14 protein-coding genes are annotated in these 16,828 nt (G+C 65.9%); 10 read left to right on the top strand and 4 right to left on the bottom strand.

Going from position 1 to position 16,828, the window contains the following annotated elements; all coding sequences use genetic code 11:
- Positions 1-73 precede the first annotated feature (73 nt).
- Positions 74-1,558, top strand: a complete 1,485-nt coding sequence (locus tag J5M67_RS04715; RefSeq protein WP_207883875.1) for a helicase HerA-like domain-containing protein — start codon at positions 74-76, stop codon at positions 1,556-1,558.
- Positions 1,559-1,667: 109 nt separating this feature from the next.
- On the opposite strand, the gene J5M67_RS04720 is transcribed toward J5M67_RS04715, so the two are convergent.
- The 3 genes from J5M67_RS04720 to J5M67_RS04730 form a co-directional block, all read right to left on the bottom strand.
- Complete coding sequence (locus tag J5M67_RS04720; RefSeq protein WP_207883877.1) at positions 1,668-3,557, bottom strand: methyl-accepting chemotaxis protein; 1,890 nt, start codon at positions 3,555-3,557, stop codon at positions 1,668-1,670.
- A gap of 379 nt (positions 3,558-3,936) precedes the next feature.
- On the bottom strand, positions 3,937-5,832 hold the full coding sequence (locus J5M67_RS04725; RefSeq protein ID WP_207883879.1) for a methyl-accepting chemotaxis protein: 1,896 nt from the start codon (positions 5,830-5,832) through the stop codon (positions 3,937-3,939).
- Between the two features lie 153 nt (positions 5,833-5,985).
- On the bottom strand, positions 5,986-6,186 hold the full coding sequence (locus J5M67_RS04730) for a Flp family type IVb pilin (protein ID WP_207884166.1): 201 nt from the start codon (positions 6,184-6,186) through the stop codon (positions 5,986-5,988).
- A gap of 373 nt (positions 6,187-6,559) precedes the next feature.
- On the opposite strand from J5M67_RS04730, the gene cpaB reads away from it, so the two are divergent.
- From cpaB to J5M67_RS04775, 9 genes are all read left to right on the top strand, one after another.
- Positions 6,560-7,474 carry a Flp pilus assembly protein CpaB gene (gene cpaB, locus J5M67_RS04735; RefSeq protein WP_207883881.1) on the top strand — a complete coding sequence of 305 codons (915 nt, stop codon included), beginning with the start codon at positions 6,560-6,562 and terminating at the stop codon, positions 7,472-7,474.
- A 15-nt stretch (positions 7,475-7,489) separates the two neighbouring features.
- Positions 7,490-8,728, top strand: a complete 1,239-nt coding sequence (locus tag J5M67_RS04740) for a type II and III secretion system protein family protein (protein WP_207883883.1) — start codon at positions 7,490-7,492, stop codon at positions 8,726-8,728.
- 65 nt (positions 8,729-8,793) lie between these two features.
- The gene (gene tadZ / locus J5M67_RS04745; RefSeq protein ID WP_207883896.1) at positions 8,794-9,978 is read left to right on the top strand and encodes a type 4b pilus Flp biogenesis protein TadZ; all 1,185 of its coding nucleotides are present in this window, start codon (positions 8,794-8,796) and stop codon (positions 9,976-9,978) included.
- Positions 9,975-11,225 (top strand): type 4b pilus Flp biogenesis ATPase TadA, encoded by a 1,251-nt coding sequence (gene tadA, locus J5M67_RS04750; RefSeq protein ID WP_207883904.1) that lies wholly within the window; start codon positions 9,975-9,977, stop codon positions 11,223-11,225. Before tadZ ends, tadA begins: the two co-directional genes overlap by 4 nt.
- Positions 11,222-12,112, top strand: coding sequence for a type II secretion system F family protein (locus J5M67_RS04755; RefSeq protein ID WP_207883906.1), 891 nt, complete (start codon positions 11,222-11,224; stop codon positions 12,110-12,112). The genes tadA and J5M67_RS04755 overlap by 4 nt, the downstream gene beginning before the upstream one ends.
- 10 nt (positions 12,113-12,122) lie before the next feature.
- Positions 12,123-13,031, top strand: coding sequence for a type II secretion system F family protein (locus J5M67_RS04760; RefSeq protein WP_207883909.1), 909 nt, complete (start codon positions 12,123-12,125; stop codon positions 13,029-13,031).
- Positions 13,028-13,858 (top strand): hypothetical protein, encoded by an 831-nt coding sequence (locus J5M67_RS04765; RefSeq protein ID WP_207883911.1) that lies wholly within the window; start codon positions 13,028-13,030, stop codon positions 13,856-13,858. Before J5M67_RS04760 ends, J5M67_RS04765 begins: the two co-directional genes overlap by 4 nt.
- Positions 13,859-13,878: 20 nt before the next feature.
- Positions 13,879-14,160 (top strand): DUF3613 domain-containing protein, encoded by a 282-nt coding sequence (locus J5M67_RS04770; RefSeq protein WP_207883920.1) that lies wholly within the window; start codon positions 13,879-13,881, stop codon positions 14,158-14,160.
- Between the two features lie 17 nt (positions 14,161-14,177).
- A complete protein-coding gene (locus J5M67_RS04775) occupies positions 14,178-15,953 on the top strand; it encodes a pilus assembly protein TadG-related protein (protein WP_207883922.1) in 1,776 nt (591 codons plus the stop codon).
- Between the two features lie 15 nt (positions 15,954-15,968).
- Here J5M67_RS04775 and J5M67_RS04780 read toward each other — a convergent pair whose 3' ends face one another.
- A complete protein-coding gene (locus J5M67_RS04780; RefSeq protein WP_207883924.1) occupies positions 15,969-16,793 on the bottom strand; it encodes a response regulator transcription factor in 825 nt (274 codons plus the stop codon).
- Positions 16,794-16,828 lie beyond the last annotated feature (35 nt).

A 16,828-nucleotide genomic window follows, 5' to 3' on the forward strand; every position in this document is an offset into this window, starting at 1 on the left:
TTTGCGCGGCACGCCGCGACGCGCCAATCTTGCTGGACGACCCCTCGCGCCTATCCATTCAGAGGAATGACGGATGCCAGCAACGAACGAACTGATCATTGGTGCAGGTCCGGACGGCCAGCCGGTCGGCCAGGCCTGGAAGCTCGCCAACCGCCACGGCCTGATCGCCGGCGCCACCGGCACCGGCAAGACGGTGACCCTGCAACGCCTGGCCGAGTCCTTCAGCGATGCCGGCATCGCGGTCTTCGCCGCCGACATCAAGGGTGACCTGTGCGGCATCGCCGCCGCCGGCAACCCGCAGGGCAAGGTGGCCGAGCGCATCGCCAGCATGCCCTGGCTGAACTACAGCCCCAAGGCTTACCCGGTGAGCCTGTGGGACGTGGCCGGCAAGACCGGGCATCCGCTGCGCACCACGCTGTCGGAGATGGGGCCGCTGCTGCTGGCCAACCTGCTGGAGTTGACCGAGAGCCAGCAGGCGGCGCTGTTCGCCGCATTCAAGGTGGCGGATCGCGAAGGTCTGCTGCTGCTCGACCTGAAGGACCTCAAGGCGCTGCTCAATCACTTCAAGGAGCACCCGGATATCCTCGGCGAAGACCGCGCGCTGTTCACCCCGGCGTCTTCCCAGGCGCTCCTGCGCCGTCTCGCGTTGCTGGAGCAACAGGGCGCCGAGGCGTTCTTCGGCGAGCCGGCCTTGCAGCTGGAAGACCTGCTGCGCCCCGAGGCCGACGGGCGCGGGCGCATCCACCTGCTGGATGCCAGCAAGCTGGTGCATGAAGCGCCCAAGGTGTATGCCACCTTCCTGCTCTGGCTGCTGGCCGAGCTGTTCGAGCAGTTGCCCGAGCGTGGCGATGCCGACAAGCCGATCCTCGCGCTGTTCTTCGACGAAGCGCACCTGCTGTTCAACGGCACGCCCAAGGCGCTGCAGGATCGTCTGGAGCAGGTGGTGCGACTGATCCGCTCCAAGGGTGTGGGCGTCTACTTCGTCACCCAGTCGCCGGGCGACCTGCCGGACGACGTCCTGGCCCAGCTTGGCTTGCGCATCCAGCATGGCCTGCGCGCCTTCACTGCCAAGGAGCAGAAGTCCCTGCGCGCGGTGGCCGACGGCTTCCGCCCCAATCCTGCGCTCGACACGCTCAAGGTGCTGACCGAACTGGGCATTGGCGAGGCGCTGGTGGGGACGCTGGAGGAGAAGGGTACGCCGGCCATGGTCCAGCGCGTTGCCGTGGCGCCGCCGCAATCGCGTATCGGCCCGCTGAGCGAGGCCGAGCGCGCGGACATCATCCGCCGCTCGCCGCTGGCCGGCCGTTACGATCAGCCGATCGATCGTGAGTCCGCCTACGAGAAGCTGACCGGCCGCGCCGACGACAAGATGGCGCCGACCCAGGAGAAGGAAGAAAAGGGCCTGGGTAGCGACCTGGGCGGCCTTGCCGGCGAGCTGCTCGGCACACTGGCCAGCCAGACCGCCAAGACCGTGGTGCGTCAGGCGGCCAACCAGATTGGCCGGCAGTTGGTGCGCGGGTTGATGGGCGCGCTGCTGGGTGGCAGCAAGCGACGCTGAAGTTTTTCCTGTAGGAGCGGGCCATGCCCGCGATCGCGCGCATGGCGCGCTCCTACAGGTGTACCCATGAAAAAGGCGCCCTCGGGCGCCTTTTTCGTTTCCAGCGGAATCAGATGCGGAAGCTGTCCACCAACTGACGCAGACGCCCGGCCTGGTTCTCCAGGTCGGCGCAGGCGCGCAGGGTGGCCTGGAGGTTTTCCACGCCTTCCTGGTTCAGCGTGTTGATCTCGGTGATGTCCATGTTCAGCGAGTCGACCACGGCGGTCTGCTCTTCGGTGGCGGTGGCCACCGACTGGTTCATCGAGTCGATCTCGCCGATGCGGTGGGTGACGCTGGCCAGGCGCTCGCCGGCGCGATTGGCGATCTCCACGCTTTCCAGGCTGTAGCGCTGGCTTTCGGTCATGGTGTCCACGGCCTCGCGGGCGCCGACCTGCAGCTCCTCGATCATCTTCTGGATCTGCTGCGCCGATTCCTGGGCGCGGTGGGCGAGGTTGCGTACCTCATCCGCCACCACGGCGAAACCACGGCCGGCTTCCCCGGCGCGGGCGGCTTCGATGGCGGCGTTCAGGGCCAGCAGGTTGGTCTGCTCGGAAATGCCTTTGATCACCTCCAGAATCTGCCCGATGTTCACCGTGCGGCTGTTCAGCGCCTCGATGTTGGCGCAGGCCGAGCTGATCTTGTCGGACAGCTGGTTCATCGCGCTGATGGTCTGCTCGACCACCTGGCGGCCATCGCCGGCCTGGTGCGAGGCATCGGTGGCATGGTGCGAGGCGTCGGCGGCGTTGCGGGCGATTTCCTGGGCGGCGGCGCCCAGTTCGTTGATCGCGGCGGCGACGCTGTTGGTGCGGTTGGCCTGCTCGTCGGAGTTGCTCATCGACGAGTTGGAGGCGTTGACCACCAGTTGCGAAACGTCATGCAGGCTGCGGGCGGTGGAGGCCACTTCGCGGATGGATTCGTGGATGCGCTCGACGAAGCGGTTGAAGGCGTTGGCTACTACACCGAATTCGTCGTTGCTGGCCACTTTCAGGCGCTGGGTGAGGTCGCCGTCGCCCTGGGCGATGTCCTGCATGGCGCGGCCCATGTCGGTCAGCGGCGCCATCAGTACACGGATCAGCATGCCCAGCAGGAACAGGATGGCGACGATGGCGATGGCCGCAGCGATGATGGCCGACGCGCGGAACTTGCTGAGCATCGCATAGGCCGCGTCCTTGTCGATGGACAGGCCGATGTACCAGTTCACCGACGGCAGACCTTTCACCTGGGTGAAGCTGAGGATGCGGGTCTGGCCATCGAGCTCGGCTTCGCTGAAACCGCTGCCGATCTTCGGCGTGTTCTGCGGATAGACCTCGGCCAGGGTTTTCATCACTAGGTTCTTGTCCGGGTGCACGAGGATCTTGCCGTCGCCGCTGACCAGGAAGGCGTAGCCCATGCCGCTGAAGTTCAGCGAGTTGATGATCTGCACCAGGGTCTGCAGGCCGAGGTCGCCACCGACCACGCCGACGGTCCTGCCGCCGTTGCGGGCCGGAGTGGCAATGGTGATGACCAGCTGCTGGGTTGCCGCGTCGATGTACGGCTCGGTCAGGGTGGTGCCGCCGGCGGCCAGGGCATCCTTGTACCAGGGGCGGGTACGCGGATCGTAGCCGTCGGGCATGGCATCGTTCGGGCGCATGGTGAAGGTGCCGTCTTCCTGCCCCAGGTAGGTGTAGTTGAACGTGCTGCGCAGGGTGTTCTGCTCCAGCAGGGCGGCGAGCTTGTCCGGCGCGCTGTCGCGGGCGATGGTCTGCGCGGTGCTCTCGACCAGCAGTATCCGGCCGCTCAGCCAGTTCTGGATATTGCTGGCGGTCACCGTGCCCATTTCCCGCTGGTAGTCTTCGAGATCGTCGCGGATCGCGTTGCGCTGCAGGTAGTCGTTGTAGAGGGTGAAGAGGGCGAAAGCGGAGAAAACCACAAGCGAGGCGGCCAGGAGGATCTTATGGCTGAATTTCAGGCTCTTGATCATGCTGCGTCGAGTCCGGAAGTAGTGGGATGCCAGAACGGCGTGGGTCCGGGCGACAGATCCGATGTCGCCAGGGTGCGCCCGTCCGTATGGTGACGGAGCGGACGAAGCCGGCGCGGCGGATAGCCGGGCGGGCGGGGCCGGCACTCCCATGTGCCAGTGGTGGTTTCGGGTCCGCCTGCATTCGTTGTTCTCGCGGACCTTCATCTTTGCTGTCGGCCGCTTGTCGAAAAGCTTGAGGCAGGGGGACGAACGGTAGGGGCAGACGCCGATATTCCCTTGCAGGAGCGGGCCATGCCCGCGATCGCGCGCGTGGCGCGCTCCTACAGGTGAGCACCAACAAAAAAGGCGCCCTGAGGCGCCTTTTTCACGGCAACCACGATCAGATGCGGAAGCTGTCCACCAACTGACGCAGACGTCCGGCCTGGTTCTCCAGGTCGGCACAGGCACGCAGGGTGGCCTGGAGGTTTTCCACGCCTTCCTGGTTCAGCATGTTGATCTCGGTGATGTCCATGTTCAGCGAGTCGACCACGGCGGTCTGCTCTTCGGTGGCAGTGGCCACCGACTGGTTCATCGAGTCGATCTCTCCGATGCGGTGGGTGACGCTGGCCAGGCGCTCGCCGGCGCGGTTGGCGATCTCCACGCTTTCCAGGCTGTAGCGCTGGCTCTCGGTCATGGTGTCCACGGCTTCGCGGGCGCCGACCTGCAGCTCCTCGATCATCTTCTGGATTTCCTGGGCGGACTCCTGGGCGCGGTGGGCCAGGTTGCGCACCTCGTCGGCGACCACGGCGAAACCACGGCCGGCTTCCCCGGCGCGGGCCGCTTCGATGGCGGCGTTGAGGGCCAGCAGGTTGGTCTGCTCGGAGATGCCTTTGATCACTTCGAGGATCTGTCCGATGTTCACCGTGCGGCTGTTCAGCGCCTCGATGTTGGCGCAGGCCGAGCTGATCTTGTCCGACAGCAGGTTCATCGCGCTGATGGTCTGCTCGACGACCTGGCGGCCATCGCCGGCCTGGTGCGAGGCATCGGTGGCGTGGTGCGAAGCGTCGGCGGCGTTGCGGGCGATTTCCTGGGCGGCGGCGCCCAGTTCGTTGATCGCGGCGGCCACGCTGTTGGTGCGGTTGGCCTGCTCGTCGGAGTTGCTCATGGACGAGTTGGAGGCGTTGACCACCAGCTGCGAAACGTCATGCAGGCTGCGGGCGGTGGAGGCCACTTCGCGGATGGACTCGTGAATGCGCTCGACGAAATGGTTGAAGGCGTTGGCCAGCACGCCGAATTCGTCGTTGCTGGCGACCTTCAGGCGCTGGGTGAGGTCGCCGTCGCCCTGGGCGATGTCCTGCATGGCGCGGCCCATGTCGGTCAGCGGCGCCATCAGCACGCGGATCAGCATGCCCAGCAGGAACAGGATGGCGACGATGGCGATGACCGTGGCGATGACCGCCGAGGTACGGAAGTCGCTGAGCATGGCGTAGGCCGCGCTCTTGTCCAGCACCAGGGCGACGTACCAGGTTACGCCCGGCAGGCCCTTCACCGGGGACATGGACACCAGTTGCTCGTCACCGTTGAGGCTGACCTCCTGCACACCGGCCCGCACTTGCGGCGCGCCCTGCGGATAGATGTCGGAGAGGTTCTTGAAGATCTGCTGGCTGTCCGGGTGCAGCAGGATCTTGCCGCTGTCGTTGACCAGGAAGGCATAGCCGTTACCGTCGAACTTCAGCGAGTTGATGATGGCGGTGATGGTTTCCAGCTTCATGTCGCCGGCGGCGACGCCGACCAGTTGGCCGTTGCGCATCACCGGCATGGACATGGCGAGGATCTGCTCGTTGGTGCCGGCATCCAGGAAGGGCTCGGTGACGATCAGGCGGCCGGCGGCCACCGCATCCTTGTACCAGCCGCGCTGGCGCGGGTCATAGCCGTCGGGCATCGGTGCGTAGGGGCGCATGGTGAACACGCCGCTGGCCGCCTCGCCCAGGTAGACCGATTCGAAGTTCTTCTTGAACACCGCCTGCTCCAGCACGTGCTGGATGTGCTCAGGCGTCGGCTCCTGGTCCGCCAGCTGCGCGGCTTCGCTTTCCACCAGCTGGATGCGGCCTTCCAGCCAGCTCTGGATGTTGCTGGCCGTCAGGCTGCCGACTTCGGCGAGCTTGGATTCGGTGGCGTCGTGGATCGCCTCGCGCTGGCGGAAGTCATTGAAGAGGATGAAGCAGGCGAAGGCGAAGATGACCACGAGGGAGGCCGCCAGAAGAATCTTCTTGGCGAAGGACAGCGAGCGAAGCATGGGTAGAGCATCCTGCAGGTGGAACGAAGGGGTAGGCAGGATGTGTCGGCGGGATGGCGGAAGACTTTAATTTGAAAATGGAATGGACCCGGCCACCATTCATGGCGGCCGGGGCGAGGCTTTCTAGTGACGCTGCGCAGGCGCGATTTCCGGTTACGGTGCAGTCCCGGTCGGTAGCGAGGTGCCGATATCGGTGAACATGTTGCTGATATCAGTTCCGAGGATTCGTGCCCCGGCAATGATGACCACCCCGATAAGCCCGGCGATAACCGCATATTCAATCGCAGTTGCCCCTTCCTTGTCGGCTGCGAATGCCTTGGCCTTGCAATAGAACTTCAGAGTCAGCTCTTTGATGTTCAGGTTCATCGCGGTTGCTCCTGGCGGCACCTCCGGGGCGGCGCCCCGACTTCACCGTCAGGCTAGGCTCAGTATGGCGGAATGCAATTGCTCAAATAGCGCTAATACCAAAGTTATAGTCATGGAGAAGTAGAGCTAACTGAGGATTGGAATTTTCTCGTGGCCATTTGACGCTATTACCGCAGCAACTAAATTCTGCTTTGGAACAAGCAGAAACTAATTATGAGGAATGCTTCTTATCGAACTTCCTCGCCGGGCCGAAACAACAATAAGGGTCTGAAGGGCGTATACCGGAACAGCCGGTGTTGTGACTTCCGATCAGGCTGTGGACCGCCAGGTTCACTTACCCGATGACGCCAAGGATGTGGACATGAATAGCAAGGTGCTGATGGTGTTCGCCGGGCTGTTGCTGTTGTGCGCCGGGGTTGTGGGTTATCTGGGATTGTCGGTGGGAAAACCGGTGGCGCCGGTCGCCGGTGCCGTGCAGGAGGTCGCGCCCGCTGCGTTGGCCGAGGCTGACAAACTGCAACGTACGCCTGTGGTGGTGGCGCGCCGCGATCTTGCGGCACTGGCGGTGATTGCCAAGGACGATCTTGCCATCGAGTTGCTGCACACCGCCCCGGCGGGAAGTTACCCCAAGCTCGAGGCGCTGATCGGGCAGCGCGTCTGGGTCGCGGTGCCGGCCGGCAGCATTCTTTCCGCCGCGCTGATGGAGCCCGGCGGCCCGCTGGCGCGGACCATTCGCCCGGATGAACGGGCCATGGCCATCGCGGTGGACGAGGTCATCGGCGGCGGGGGCTTCGTGCTGCCGGGGGATTACGTCGACGTGATGCTCTTCGTCAAGGATCAGCAAGGCACCGACCGTGTCGTCAGTGCCCAGGTGGTGCTGCCCGGGGTCCGGGTTCTCACCTATGGCGAGCAGATCGCCGTCGCCAGCGATGGGCAGGTCCGCAACGGCGGCGACCCGAAGGACAAGACCCCGCGCCCACCGCGTACCGCGGTGCTGGCCGTGCCGGCCGAGGCTGCCTCGCGCCTGATGCTGGCCAGCCAGGCCGGCTCGTTGCGCCTGGCGGTGCGCAGCAAGGACGAGAACCTGTACGAGAAGGACCAGCAGGGGCGCTACCTCCAGGCCTCGCTGAATGCTCCGGGCAGCCAGCCGATCACCCTCGAGCAACTGCTTGGCAAGGCCCGCCCTGCGCCGGCCGCGCGCCAGGTTTCGGCGCCGGAGGTGAGTGCGGGCGTCGTGGTCTACCGCGGTACCACCGTCACCCGTGAAGCACATTGAGCAAGGAGTGCATCGATGTCCAAGCGCTTCATCCTGTCGCTGGCTGCACTTCTGGCCTGTGCCGTCCACTCCGCTGCGCAGGCGGTGCCGAGCGCCTGCGCCGGATTCGCCGGGCGGCAGTTGAACCTCGATATCCAGCAGGGCGCCCAGGTCGACCAGCAATTGCCGGTACCGATCAAGCGCCTGGCCATCGGTGATCCGGCCATTGCCGACGTGCAGGTGGTCGACAAGCGTGACTTCCTTGTTACCGGTAAGGCCGAGGGCCTGACCAGCCTGCTGATCTGGACTCCGTGCAGCGACCAGCCGATGAGCAGTGTGGTGCGGGTCGGCTCACGGGCGATCGCCGACGCGGGCGGAATCACCGGCAATCTGGCCGCCGGGATATCCAACCAGGTGCAGACCGACATCCGCTTCGTCGAGGTCAGCCGCAGCAAGCTCAAGCAGGCCAGTACGTCGCTGGTTCGCCAGGGCTCCAATACCTTTATTCTGGGCTCTCCAGGCAGCCTGGGCGGACTGAAGATCGGTCTCGATGGCAGCCTGGGGCCCGATAGCACCTTCGGCAATGCCAATGGCGGTTTCAACATCATCTGGGGCGGCGGCAGCAGCAAGTGGCTGGGCTTCATCAATGCCCTGGAGGGCAGTGGCTTTGCCTACACCCTGGCGCGCCCCAGCCTGGTGGCGACCAGCGGGCAGAGTGCCTCCTTCCTGGCCGGTGGCGAGTTTCCGATTCCCGTGCCAAACGGCGATAACGACACCATCACCATCCAGTACAAGGAGTTCGGTGTGCGCCTGACCCTGACGCCCACGGTGATGAGCGACAAGCGCATCGCCCTGAAGGTGGCGCCGGAAGTCAGCGAACTGGACTTCAGCAGCGGCATCCGCACCAACGACATCGCGGTGCCGGCCCTGACCGTGCGGCGCACCGACACCAGCGTGATGCTGGCCGACGGCGAGAGCTTCGTGATCAGCGGGTTGATCAGCAGCAGCACCATCAGCAACGTCGACAAGTTTCCCTTCCTCGGCAACCTCCCGGTGATCGGTGCGCTGTTCCGCTCCTCCAGCCTGGACAAGGACGACCGCGAGCTGTTGATGATCGTCACCCCGCACCTAGTCCAGCCGCTGGCGGCGAATGCCGCCTTGCCGACGCTGCCGGGCGAGGGACTGCGCAAGTACGACCCCGGCTTCGGCGAGTTCTACTTCCTCGAGGACGGCCGCTTCGATCAGCGCAAGGCCAGCAGCGGGATGTCGCGCTGATGGACACCTATGACGCGGCATCCCGCCAGAAAGCGGGCCGCAGGGAACGGGAAGGGGGCGGCAGCATGAGTCAGACATTCGTCGCGCTGGTTCAGCATCCCGGCGAGCAGGAGTGGCTGCAGAACAGCCTGGCCAACTGCGGGCAGGTGGTGGTGGCCAACAGTGGAACCCTGGAAGAGCTGCTGTCGCTGCTCGACGTCACCGGGGCCCATGTCCTGTTCACCAGCCTGAACAAGGCCAACGTGGTTGCGCAGAGCTCGCTGATCGAGGGGCTGGTGTCGGCGCGGCCGCTGCTGTCGGTGGTGGCCGTGGGCGATGGCCTGGACAACCAGCTGGTACTGGCGGCGATGCGCGCCGGCGCCCGCGACTTCGTCACCTACGGTGCCCGCGCCAGTGAGCTGAACGGCCTGATCCGGCGCCTTGGCGGGCGCCTGCCCAGCGTGCCGGTGAGCGCCGCGCGGCAGGGCGAACTGGTGAGCCTGGTGAGTGCCCGGCCGGACGCCGATGGCGCCTTCGTGGCGCTGCACCTGGCGCTGGCGCTGCAACGCCAGGCCGACAACCGGGTACTGCTGGTGGATATCGGCCAGCCCTCCGGTGAGGCGCTGGCGATTCTCGGCATGGAGTCGGCCTTCAGTTTCGCCGATGCCATGCGCAACCTGCGCCGCCTCGACCAGACCCTGATCGACAGTGCCTTCACCCGCCACGAGTCTGGGTTGCGCATCCTCAGCCTGTCGGACGAGCCCGGCATCCTGGAGCGGGTCACCACCGCCGAAATCTACCTGTTGCTGGGCAACCTGCGCAGTGCGTTCAGCCATGTGCTGATCAACCTTACCGGCGTCGCCGAGGGCGAGCTCAGCGGCCAGTTGCTGGCACAGGCCAACCGCGTCCTGTGGCTGGTGGACCAGAGCGTGCCGTCCTGCAAGAAGGGCCTGGAACGCCTGCGCCGGCTGCGCGAGCGCAGCCCCACGCTGCCGCGAATCGAGTTGCTGATCGAACGCTACTGGCCATCGGTGCCGCCGGATTCGGCCGCATTGGGCAAGATGTTCGGCCTGGAACTGTTCGGCGTATTGCCGGCATCGCCCGAGGCGCGCCTGCGGGCGAAGAACATCGGCCAGAGCCTGTTCGACCTGTCGCCGCGCGACCCGCTGACGGTCAAGCTGCGCGACCTGGCGGACAACCTCGGGGCGAACGTCGGTGAACGGCCACGGCGCTTCGCCTGGCTGGGATGGCCGAAGGCGGTGCGCTCATGAGTTACGGCAGCGGAAACGGCTTCCTCGGCCAGCACGACCAGGACATGCAGGCGCTGAAGATGCGCCTGCACCGCTACATCATCGACGAGATCGACGAAGACGGCATGAACCTGCTGGAGGGCGCGCGCCCGGCAGTGGCCCAGTACGTCTCGGAGAAGGTCTGCGAATACGCCGCGCGCCGCCAACTGGCGATTTCCCGTTACGAGCTCGACCGCCTCGCCGAAGAGGTGGTGGACGAGCTGACCGGTTTCGGCCCGCTGGAAATCTTGCTGCGTGACCCGGGCATCTCGGAAATCCTGGTCAATGGTCCCGACCGGGTGTTCGTCGAACATGAGGGGCGGCTCTACCAGAGCGACCTGCGCTTCATCGATGACCATCACGTGCAGCGCGTGATCCAGCGCATCCTCGCGCCGCTGGGCCGGCGCCTGGACGAGTCCAGCCCGATGGTCGATGCGCGCCTGCCGGACGGCAGCCGGGTCAACGCGATCATTCCGCCGGTGGCGCTGGACGGGCCCTGCCTGTCGATCCGCAAATTCAGCAAGGAACTGCTCAAGAGCGCCGACCTGCTGGGTTACCAGAGCGTCGACGAACCGATGCTGGCGTTCCTGCGCGAGGCGGTGGAAAGCCGCTGCAACATCCTCATCAGCGGCGGCACCGGCACTGGCAAGACCACGCTGCTCAACGTGATGAGCAGCTTCATCGACGAGAGCGAGCGCATCGTCACCATCGAGGACACCGCCGAGCTGCAACTGGGCCACAACCACGTGGTGCGCCTGGAAACCCGGCCGCCGAACGCCGAAGGCTTCGGCGAGGTGACCGCCCGCGAGCTGATCCGCAACGCCCTGCGGATGCGCCCGGACCGCATCATCCTCGGCGAGATCCGTGGGGTGGAGGTGCTCGACGTACTGCAGGCGATGAACACCGGCCACGATGGCTCGATGAGCACCGTGCACGCCAACTCCGCCATGGACTCGCTGCTGCGCCTGGAGATGCTGGTCGGCCTCACCGGCCAGCGGGTGCCGGAGCAGACCTTGCGGCAGATGCTCTGCTCGGCGCTGGACATCGTCGTGCAGATCACCCGCCTGGCTAGCGGCCGGCGCTGCATCAGCGAGATCATCGAAGTGCTGGAGGTGCGTGACGGGGTATATGTCACCAACTCCCTGTTCAAGCTCGACCGCCGTGGCAGCGGGCAGTTCGTCCGCACCGCCCAGCCGGGCGGGCTGAAATTCCGCCAGGGACTGGTATGAGCGGCCCGCTGCTGCTGGCCGCGGTCAGCCTGGTGCTGGGTCTCTTCGGCGTACTGACCGGCATTTCGGCCTGGCGCACCCGGCACAACGAGCAGGTGCTGCAACGCCTGAGTGGCGGTGATGCGCTGCCGGCCGGGGCTGCACGTGGCCGCAGCAGCCACTGGCTGGCCCGCCGCATGCGCCGCGCGGGTGTCACCGACATGCGCCGCTGGCTGCTGTGCTTCGGCGCGGCGGCACTGGCGATGGGGCTGCTTGGCGCCCGCGCGGGCGGCGTGCTGGGCGCCGTGGCAGCCCTGGCCTTGGCGCTGGCCGGGGGACATGTCCTGCTCAATGTGCTGTACCAGCGCCGCCTGCAACGAATGATCCGGCAGATGCCCAACTTCCTCGACCAGGTGGTTCGCAGCCTGCATTCCGGACGCACCCTGGGCGACTCCATCGCCCAGGCGGTGACCGCTTCGGACAATCCGTTGCGGGAGATTCTCGGTCAGGCGAACAGCCATGTGCAGCTCGGCATCAGCCTGCCGGACGCCCTGCAGGAGGTGGCGGAGCTGTATGACGTGGAGGAACTTCACGTGTTCTCCCTCGGCGTGGCGGTGAACCATCGCTACGGCGGCAACACCACCGACCTGCTGGAGAACATCATCAAGGTCATCCACGAGCGGGAGAAGCTCAGCCGCCAGCTGCGCGCAATGACCGGCGAGACCCGGCTCAGCGCCCTGGTCCTGGCGGTCCTGCCGATCAGCCTGGGGGGCTACATCCTGTTCACCAACCCGGGCTACCTGATGAACATGTGGCTCGACGGCAGCGGGCGCTGGCTGCTGCTGACCTCCCTCGGGCTGCAGGTGCTGGGGTGCTACGCGCTCTGGCGCATGCTCAAGAGCGTCTAGGAGGCCGACGATGCCGATGACCTACGGGCTGCTGGTGGTGATCCTGGTATTGGCCGCCGTGCTGCTGGGGCTCTCGCAGAGCCGCGCCGCCGGACGCGAGCAGCGCCTGATCGAGCAACGCCTGGGCGGCGGCTCTCTGCCGCGCAGCGGCGGGCGGCGTCTGGCCGGCTTGCTGGAACGGGTGGGCGGCAGTGGGCTGGCGCGACGTCTGCAACTGCGCGATGACGAGGTGCGCCTGCTGCTGGAGCAGGCCGGTTGGGGCGGAAGCACACCGCGCAGCATCTACCTCATGGCCCTGCTGCTCTGTCCGCTGCTGCTGGCGGGGCTGGCGCTGGGCGACAGTCTGGCGCCCAAGCCGTTGTTCGAGTCGTCGCTGCTGCCAGTGGCCTTCGCCGCCGGAATCGGATTCCTCCTGCCCAAGCGCGTGCTGGCGCATTTCGCCGGCAAGCGCCGCGCGCGCCTGGCGGAGGAGGTGATCGTGTTCATCCAGCTGATCCGCATCCTGTTCGACTCCGGCCTGACGGTGGAGCAAAGCCTGCGGGTGGTGCGCCAGGAGGGACAGAACATCGTGCCGGTGCTGGCCGAAGAGCTGGAGACGGTGCTTGTGCACATCGACAGCGGCCTGGACCTGGCCGACGAACTGGATCAGCTCAACAAGCGTCTGTCCGTGGGCGAGCTCAGTGACTGCTGCACCGTATTGCGCCAGATGGTGCGCCAGGGCGGCAGCGCGCGCAGCTCACTGCAGACGCTCAAGCAACTGTTCGAGGACCGCCGGCTGACCCGCATGCAGGAAAAGGTCAGCAAGCTGTCGGCGAAGATGAGCCTGGTGATGATGCTGCTGTTGTTCCCGGCGCTGCTGATCATCCTTGCCGGGCCGGGGTTCATCGCGATTACCAAGGCATTGGGGGGCATAAGATGAGAAACGCAATGGCCATCGGCCTGCTGAGCCTGACGCTTGGCGGCTGCGCCAATCTCGGCGTGCCAGGGCTGGGCAACAGCGCGGTCGGCCAGGCATGCAGCGAGCGTCTGGCGCAACCGGTGGAGCTGCAGCTCAACCTGACGCGGGAAATGCTCGACCAGGGCCGCGCCCACGCCGCCCTGGCCAACCTGGAAACCCTGCCGCAGGATTCGCTGGAGGTGCGTGAAAGCAAGGCGCTGGCGCTGCGGCGCATCGGCAGCCCGCTGGCGCGCACCGAGTACCAGCGGTTGCTGGGCACCTGCAAGGCCGGCGAAGCGCACCACGGGCTGGGGCTGATCGCCATGCGCAACGGCAACCGCATCGAGGCCGAGCGCGAACTGCGCGAAGCGGCGCGCCTGCAGCCGACCGACAGCGACTTTCGCAACGACCTGGGCGTCGTGCTGCTGGAGCGTGGTGACCGCAGCGGCGCGCGCTTCGAGTTCATTACCGCGCTGGAGCTCAGCGAAGGCGGCAAGCTGCCGGCCACCAACCTGCTCAGCCTGATGTACCTGGAAGGCGAGAACACCCAGGCGGAGGGGCTGATCCAGCGCACCGGCCTGTCCGTCGACGAGGTACGCGAAGCCCACGAGCGCGCCGATGCGTTGCGGATGCCGAGCGCCTCGCCCGCGCCTGCAGAGAGCCTGAGCCGACAGCAGCCCGCGCCCGCGCCTGTCCCGGTCGAGGCCGTTGCGCAGGTGCATATCCCGACCGCCAGTGCTGATGCCGTGGCACAGGATCACACCTCTGCCGCGGCGCGGGATGCCGGGCTGCTGGTCAAGGCCCGCTGAGGCGGGAGAGGAGGAGCACGATGAAAACATGGATCTTCGCCGGCGCGCTGCTGGCCGCGCCCTTGCTAGCCCAGGCGCTGGAGGCTCCCGCCGCACAACCCGGCACCGTCGAACGCGATCAGCAGGAGGTGCAGACCTGGCTGGACCTGCAGCGCAGCGGACGCGCAGCAACGCCCTATCCGCAGAGCGCCACGGCGGCCGAGCGTGACCGTGCCTACCAGCGCTACCTGAAGAGCTACACCCGCGAAATTCCCGAATACCTCCTCGACGACAACAACGATTTCAGCACCGGGAAGAATTGATTCTTCGGGAGCGGAACATGGGGCGCGAACGGCAACGGGGTGCGATTGGCATCATGGCGGCAGGCACGCTGCTGCTGGCGCTGATCTGCCTGGCGCTGGTGGTGGATACCGGGCGCCTCTACCTGGAACAGCGCAAGCTGCAGCGGGTCGTCGACAGTGCGGCATTGGAAACCGCGACCCGCAGCGGTATGTGTGGCAGCCAGGTGCCCGCGCAGATCCAGACCTATGCCGCCAGCAGTGCCGCCAGCAACGGCTTCGTGCCCGGCAGCGGTGATTCGCTGGTCGCTACCCTGGGCAGTATCCAACTCGTAAAGGCGTATGGTGTTGACGACGCGCGCCGGAACTTCGTCCCCGGCGGTAACATGGCTGACTCGGTGCGGGTGCTGGCTACCCACACCGTTCCGTCGAGTGTGATTCTCAACCTTGCCAGCCTGTTCACCGATGCCTCCACCACCACTACCCTGAGTGCCCAGGCCGTGGCGCGGCGCACGGCGATGGCCGGGCTGTCGGCAGGCAGCGGGGTGCTGTCGCTGGACAGCAGCAACTCCGCGCTGCTCAACGGCTTGCTGGGCAGTCTGCTGGGCACCTCTCTCAACCTCGATGTGACGACCTACCAGGGGGTCGCCGGCGCCAACGTCTCGCTGCGTGCGCTCAGCCAGCAGCTCCAGGCGGTCGGGGTCAACCTGGAAGCGGGCAAGGTTGACAGCCTGCTTGGCGCCAATGTGACCGCTGCGCAGTTGCTGCAGGCGATGGTCAGCGCAGCGGACGCCTCGCAGCTGGCCCAGGTGAACACTGCACTGTTGAACACGGCGTTGGCCAGCATCAATGTGCCGGCGGCGCAGCTCACCCTCGGCCAGATTCTCAGCGTGGTGGCGCCCGGCAGCGTGCGCGACTCAGCGCTGGACGCTGGCGTGAACCTGTTCGACCTGATGATGGCCACCGTGCTGTTGGCCAACCAGAACCACGCCGTTACGGTGCCGGCCCAGACCCTGTCGATTCCAGGGTTGGCGAGCCAGACGCTGAGCCTTACGGTGATTTCGCCGCCGCAGATCGTCTTCGGCTATCCGGGCAAGAACGGCGCCGGCACCTGGCGCACCCAGGCGACCTCGACGCAGGTGAGGCTGGAGGCGAAGGTGCACGTCGATCTGTTGGACCTGAAGCTGGTGACCGTGGATGTCGATCTCAAGGTAGAGATCGCCAAGGGCACCGCGGCATTGGAGAGCATCCAATGCGGCGGTGTGGGGAAACCGGTGGAGGTGGACATCCAGGCCAAGCCCGGCATCGCTACGCTTGCGCTGGACGCCAAGGTGACGGGGCTGGGGAGCAATGCGACTGGAAACCTGCTGGATGTGGCCTTGAGCAATGGCAGTCAGGGTACCTCCATCGATGCCGGTGGCGAGCAGTTGCTGATCTTCGATGTGGCCTCGCGGGCGGATCTGCCCAGCCCGGTGAAGCGGGTGGAGAGTCCCCTGGGCGCCTCCCTGGCGGCAGGCCTCGCCGATCTGTCGAAGAACCTCAAGCTCACCGTCAAGCTGATGCCGAACAACTGCAACCTGCCCCTGGTGGGCTGGCTGCTGTGCCCGATCGGAAAGCTGGTCAATGGCGTGTCCGATACGCTGATCAACTCGGAACAAGGGGTTGGCAATCTGCTGACCGGAGCGCTGAGCGAAATCGTCGGCGAGCTGGGCAGCGAACTCATCGATCCGCTGCTGCAACTGCTCGGAATCCAGACCGGGATTCTCGACGTACGCCTGATCGACCTCCAGACCGGAGGCTCGGAGTTGCTGATCTGACGGTCGCCGCCAGGTTCAGTGCACCGCGTTGCTGTGCGACGTGCTGGGGGAGAGCGCGAGGGCCAGCTGGGTGCGGTTGTGCATGTGCATCAGCCGCAGCACCTGGGACACGTAGAGTTTCACGGTGTTTTCGGTGATGCCCAGGTCGTAGGCGATCTGGTAGTTGGTCAGGCCCTTGCTGACCAGTCGCGCCACCGCTTGCTGGCGCGGCGAGAGCTTGTTGAACAGCGGGTTGTTCACCACCGGCGCGATCTGCTCGACATTGGTCGACAGGCGCTCCGCCGCTTCCGCCGGCTCCTGCTTGAGTACGCTGGAGGGCTGTCCGCCGCCGTGTACCTCGTACTTGATCTTGTGGATATCCCGCGAGATCGAGTTGAGCGATTCGGCCAGGTATTCCAGGCGCTGGTTCACCTGGCTCAGGCTGAGCTGGCTGCGGTTGCGCTCGTGCAGGCGCGCCTCCAGCCGCTCCAGGCCCTTGAGCAGGTCCAGCGGCGCGACCGGCTTCTGGTAGTAGTCGGCGACGCCGACGCGCATCGCCTCGATCACTTCCTGGCTGCCCTGCTGGCCGGTGAGGATGATGGTTTCGAAGAAGCGCCCGTTGCCGGCGATCTCCTTGAGGGCTTCCACCACGCGAATGCCATTGTCCCGTCCAAGGCCGAGATCGCAGATCACCAGGCCGATGGAGCTGTCCTCACGGAATTGCTGCAGGGCACTGTCCTTGCTGTCGCTGACCACGCAGCGGTAGCCGCTGTTTTCTAGGAGTTCGGATAGCTCTGCGGTGACCTGGGGTTCATCGTCGATGACCAGCACACTGACGCGACGATTGGCCTGTTTGTCCATGACTGCACGCTCCTTGAAAAGGCATGTCGCATTGT

It is taken from the genome of Pseudomonas sp. 30_B, assembly GCF_017491605.1.
In the GTDB taxonomy this organism is placed as follows: domain Bacteria; phylum Pseudomonadota; class Gammaproteobacteria; order Pseudomonadales; family Pseudomonadaceae; genus Pseudomonas.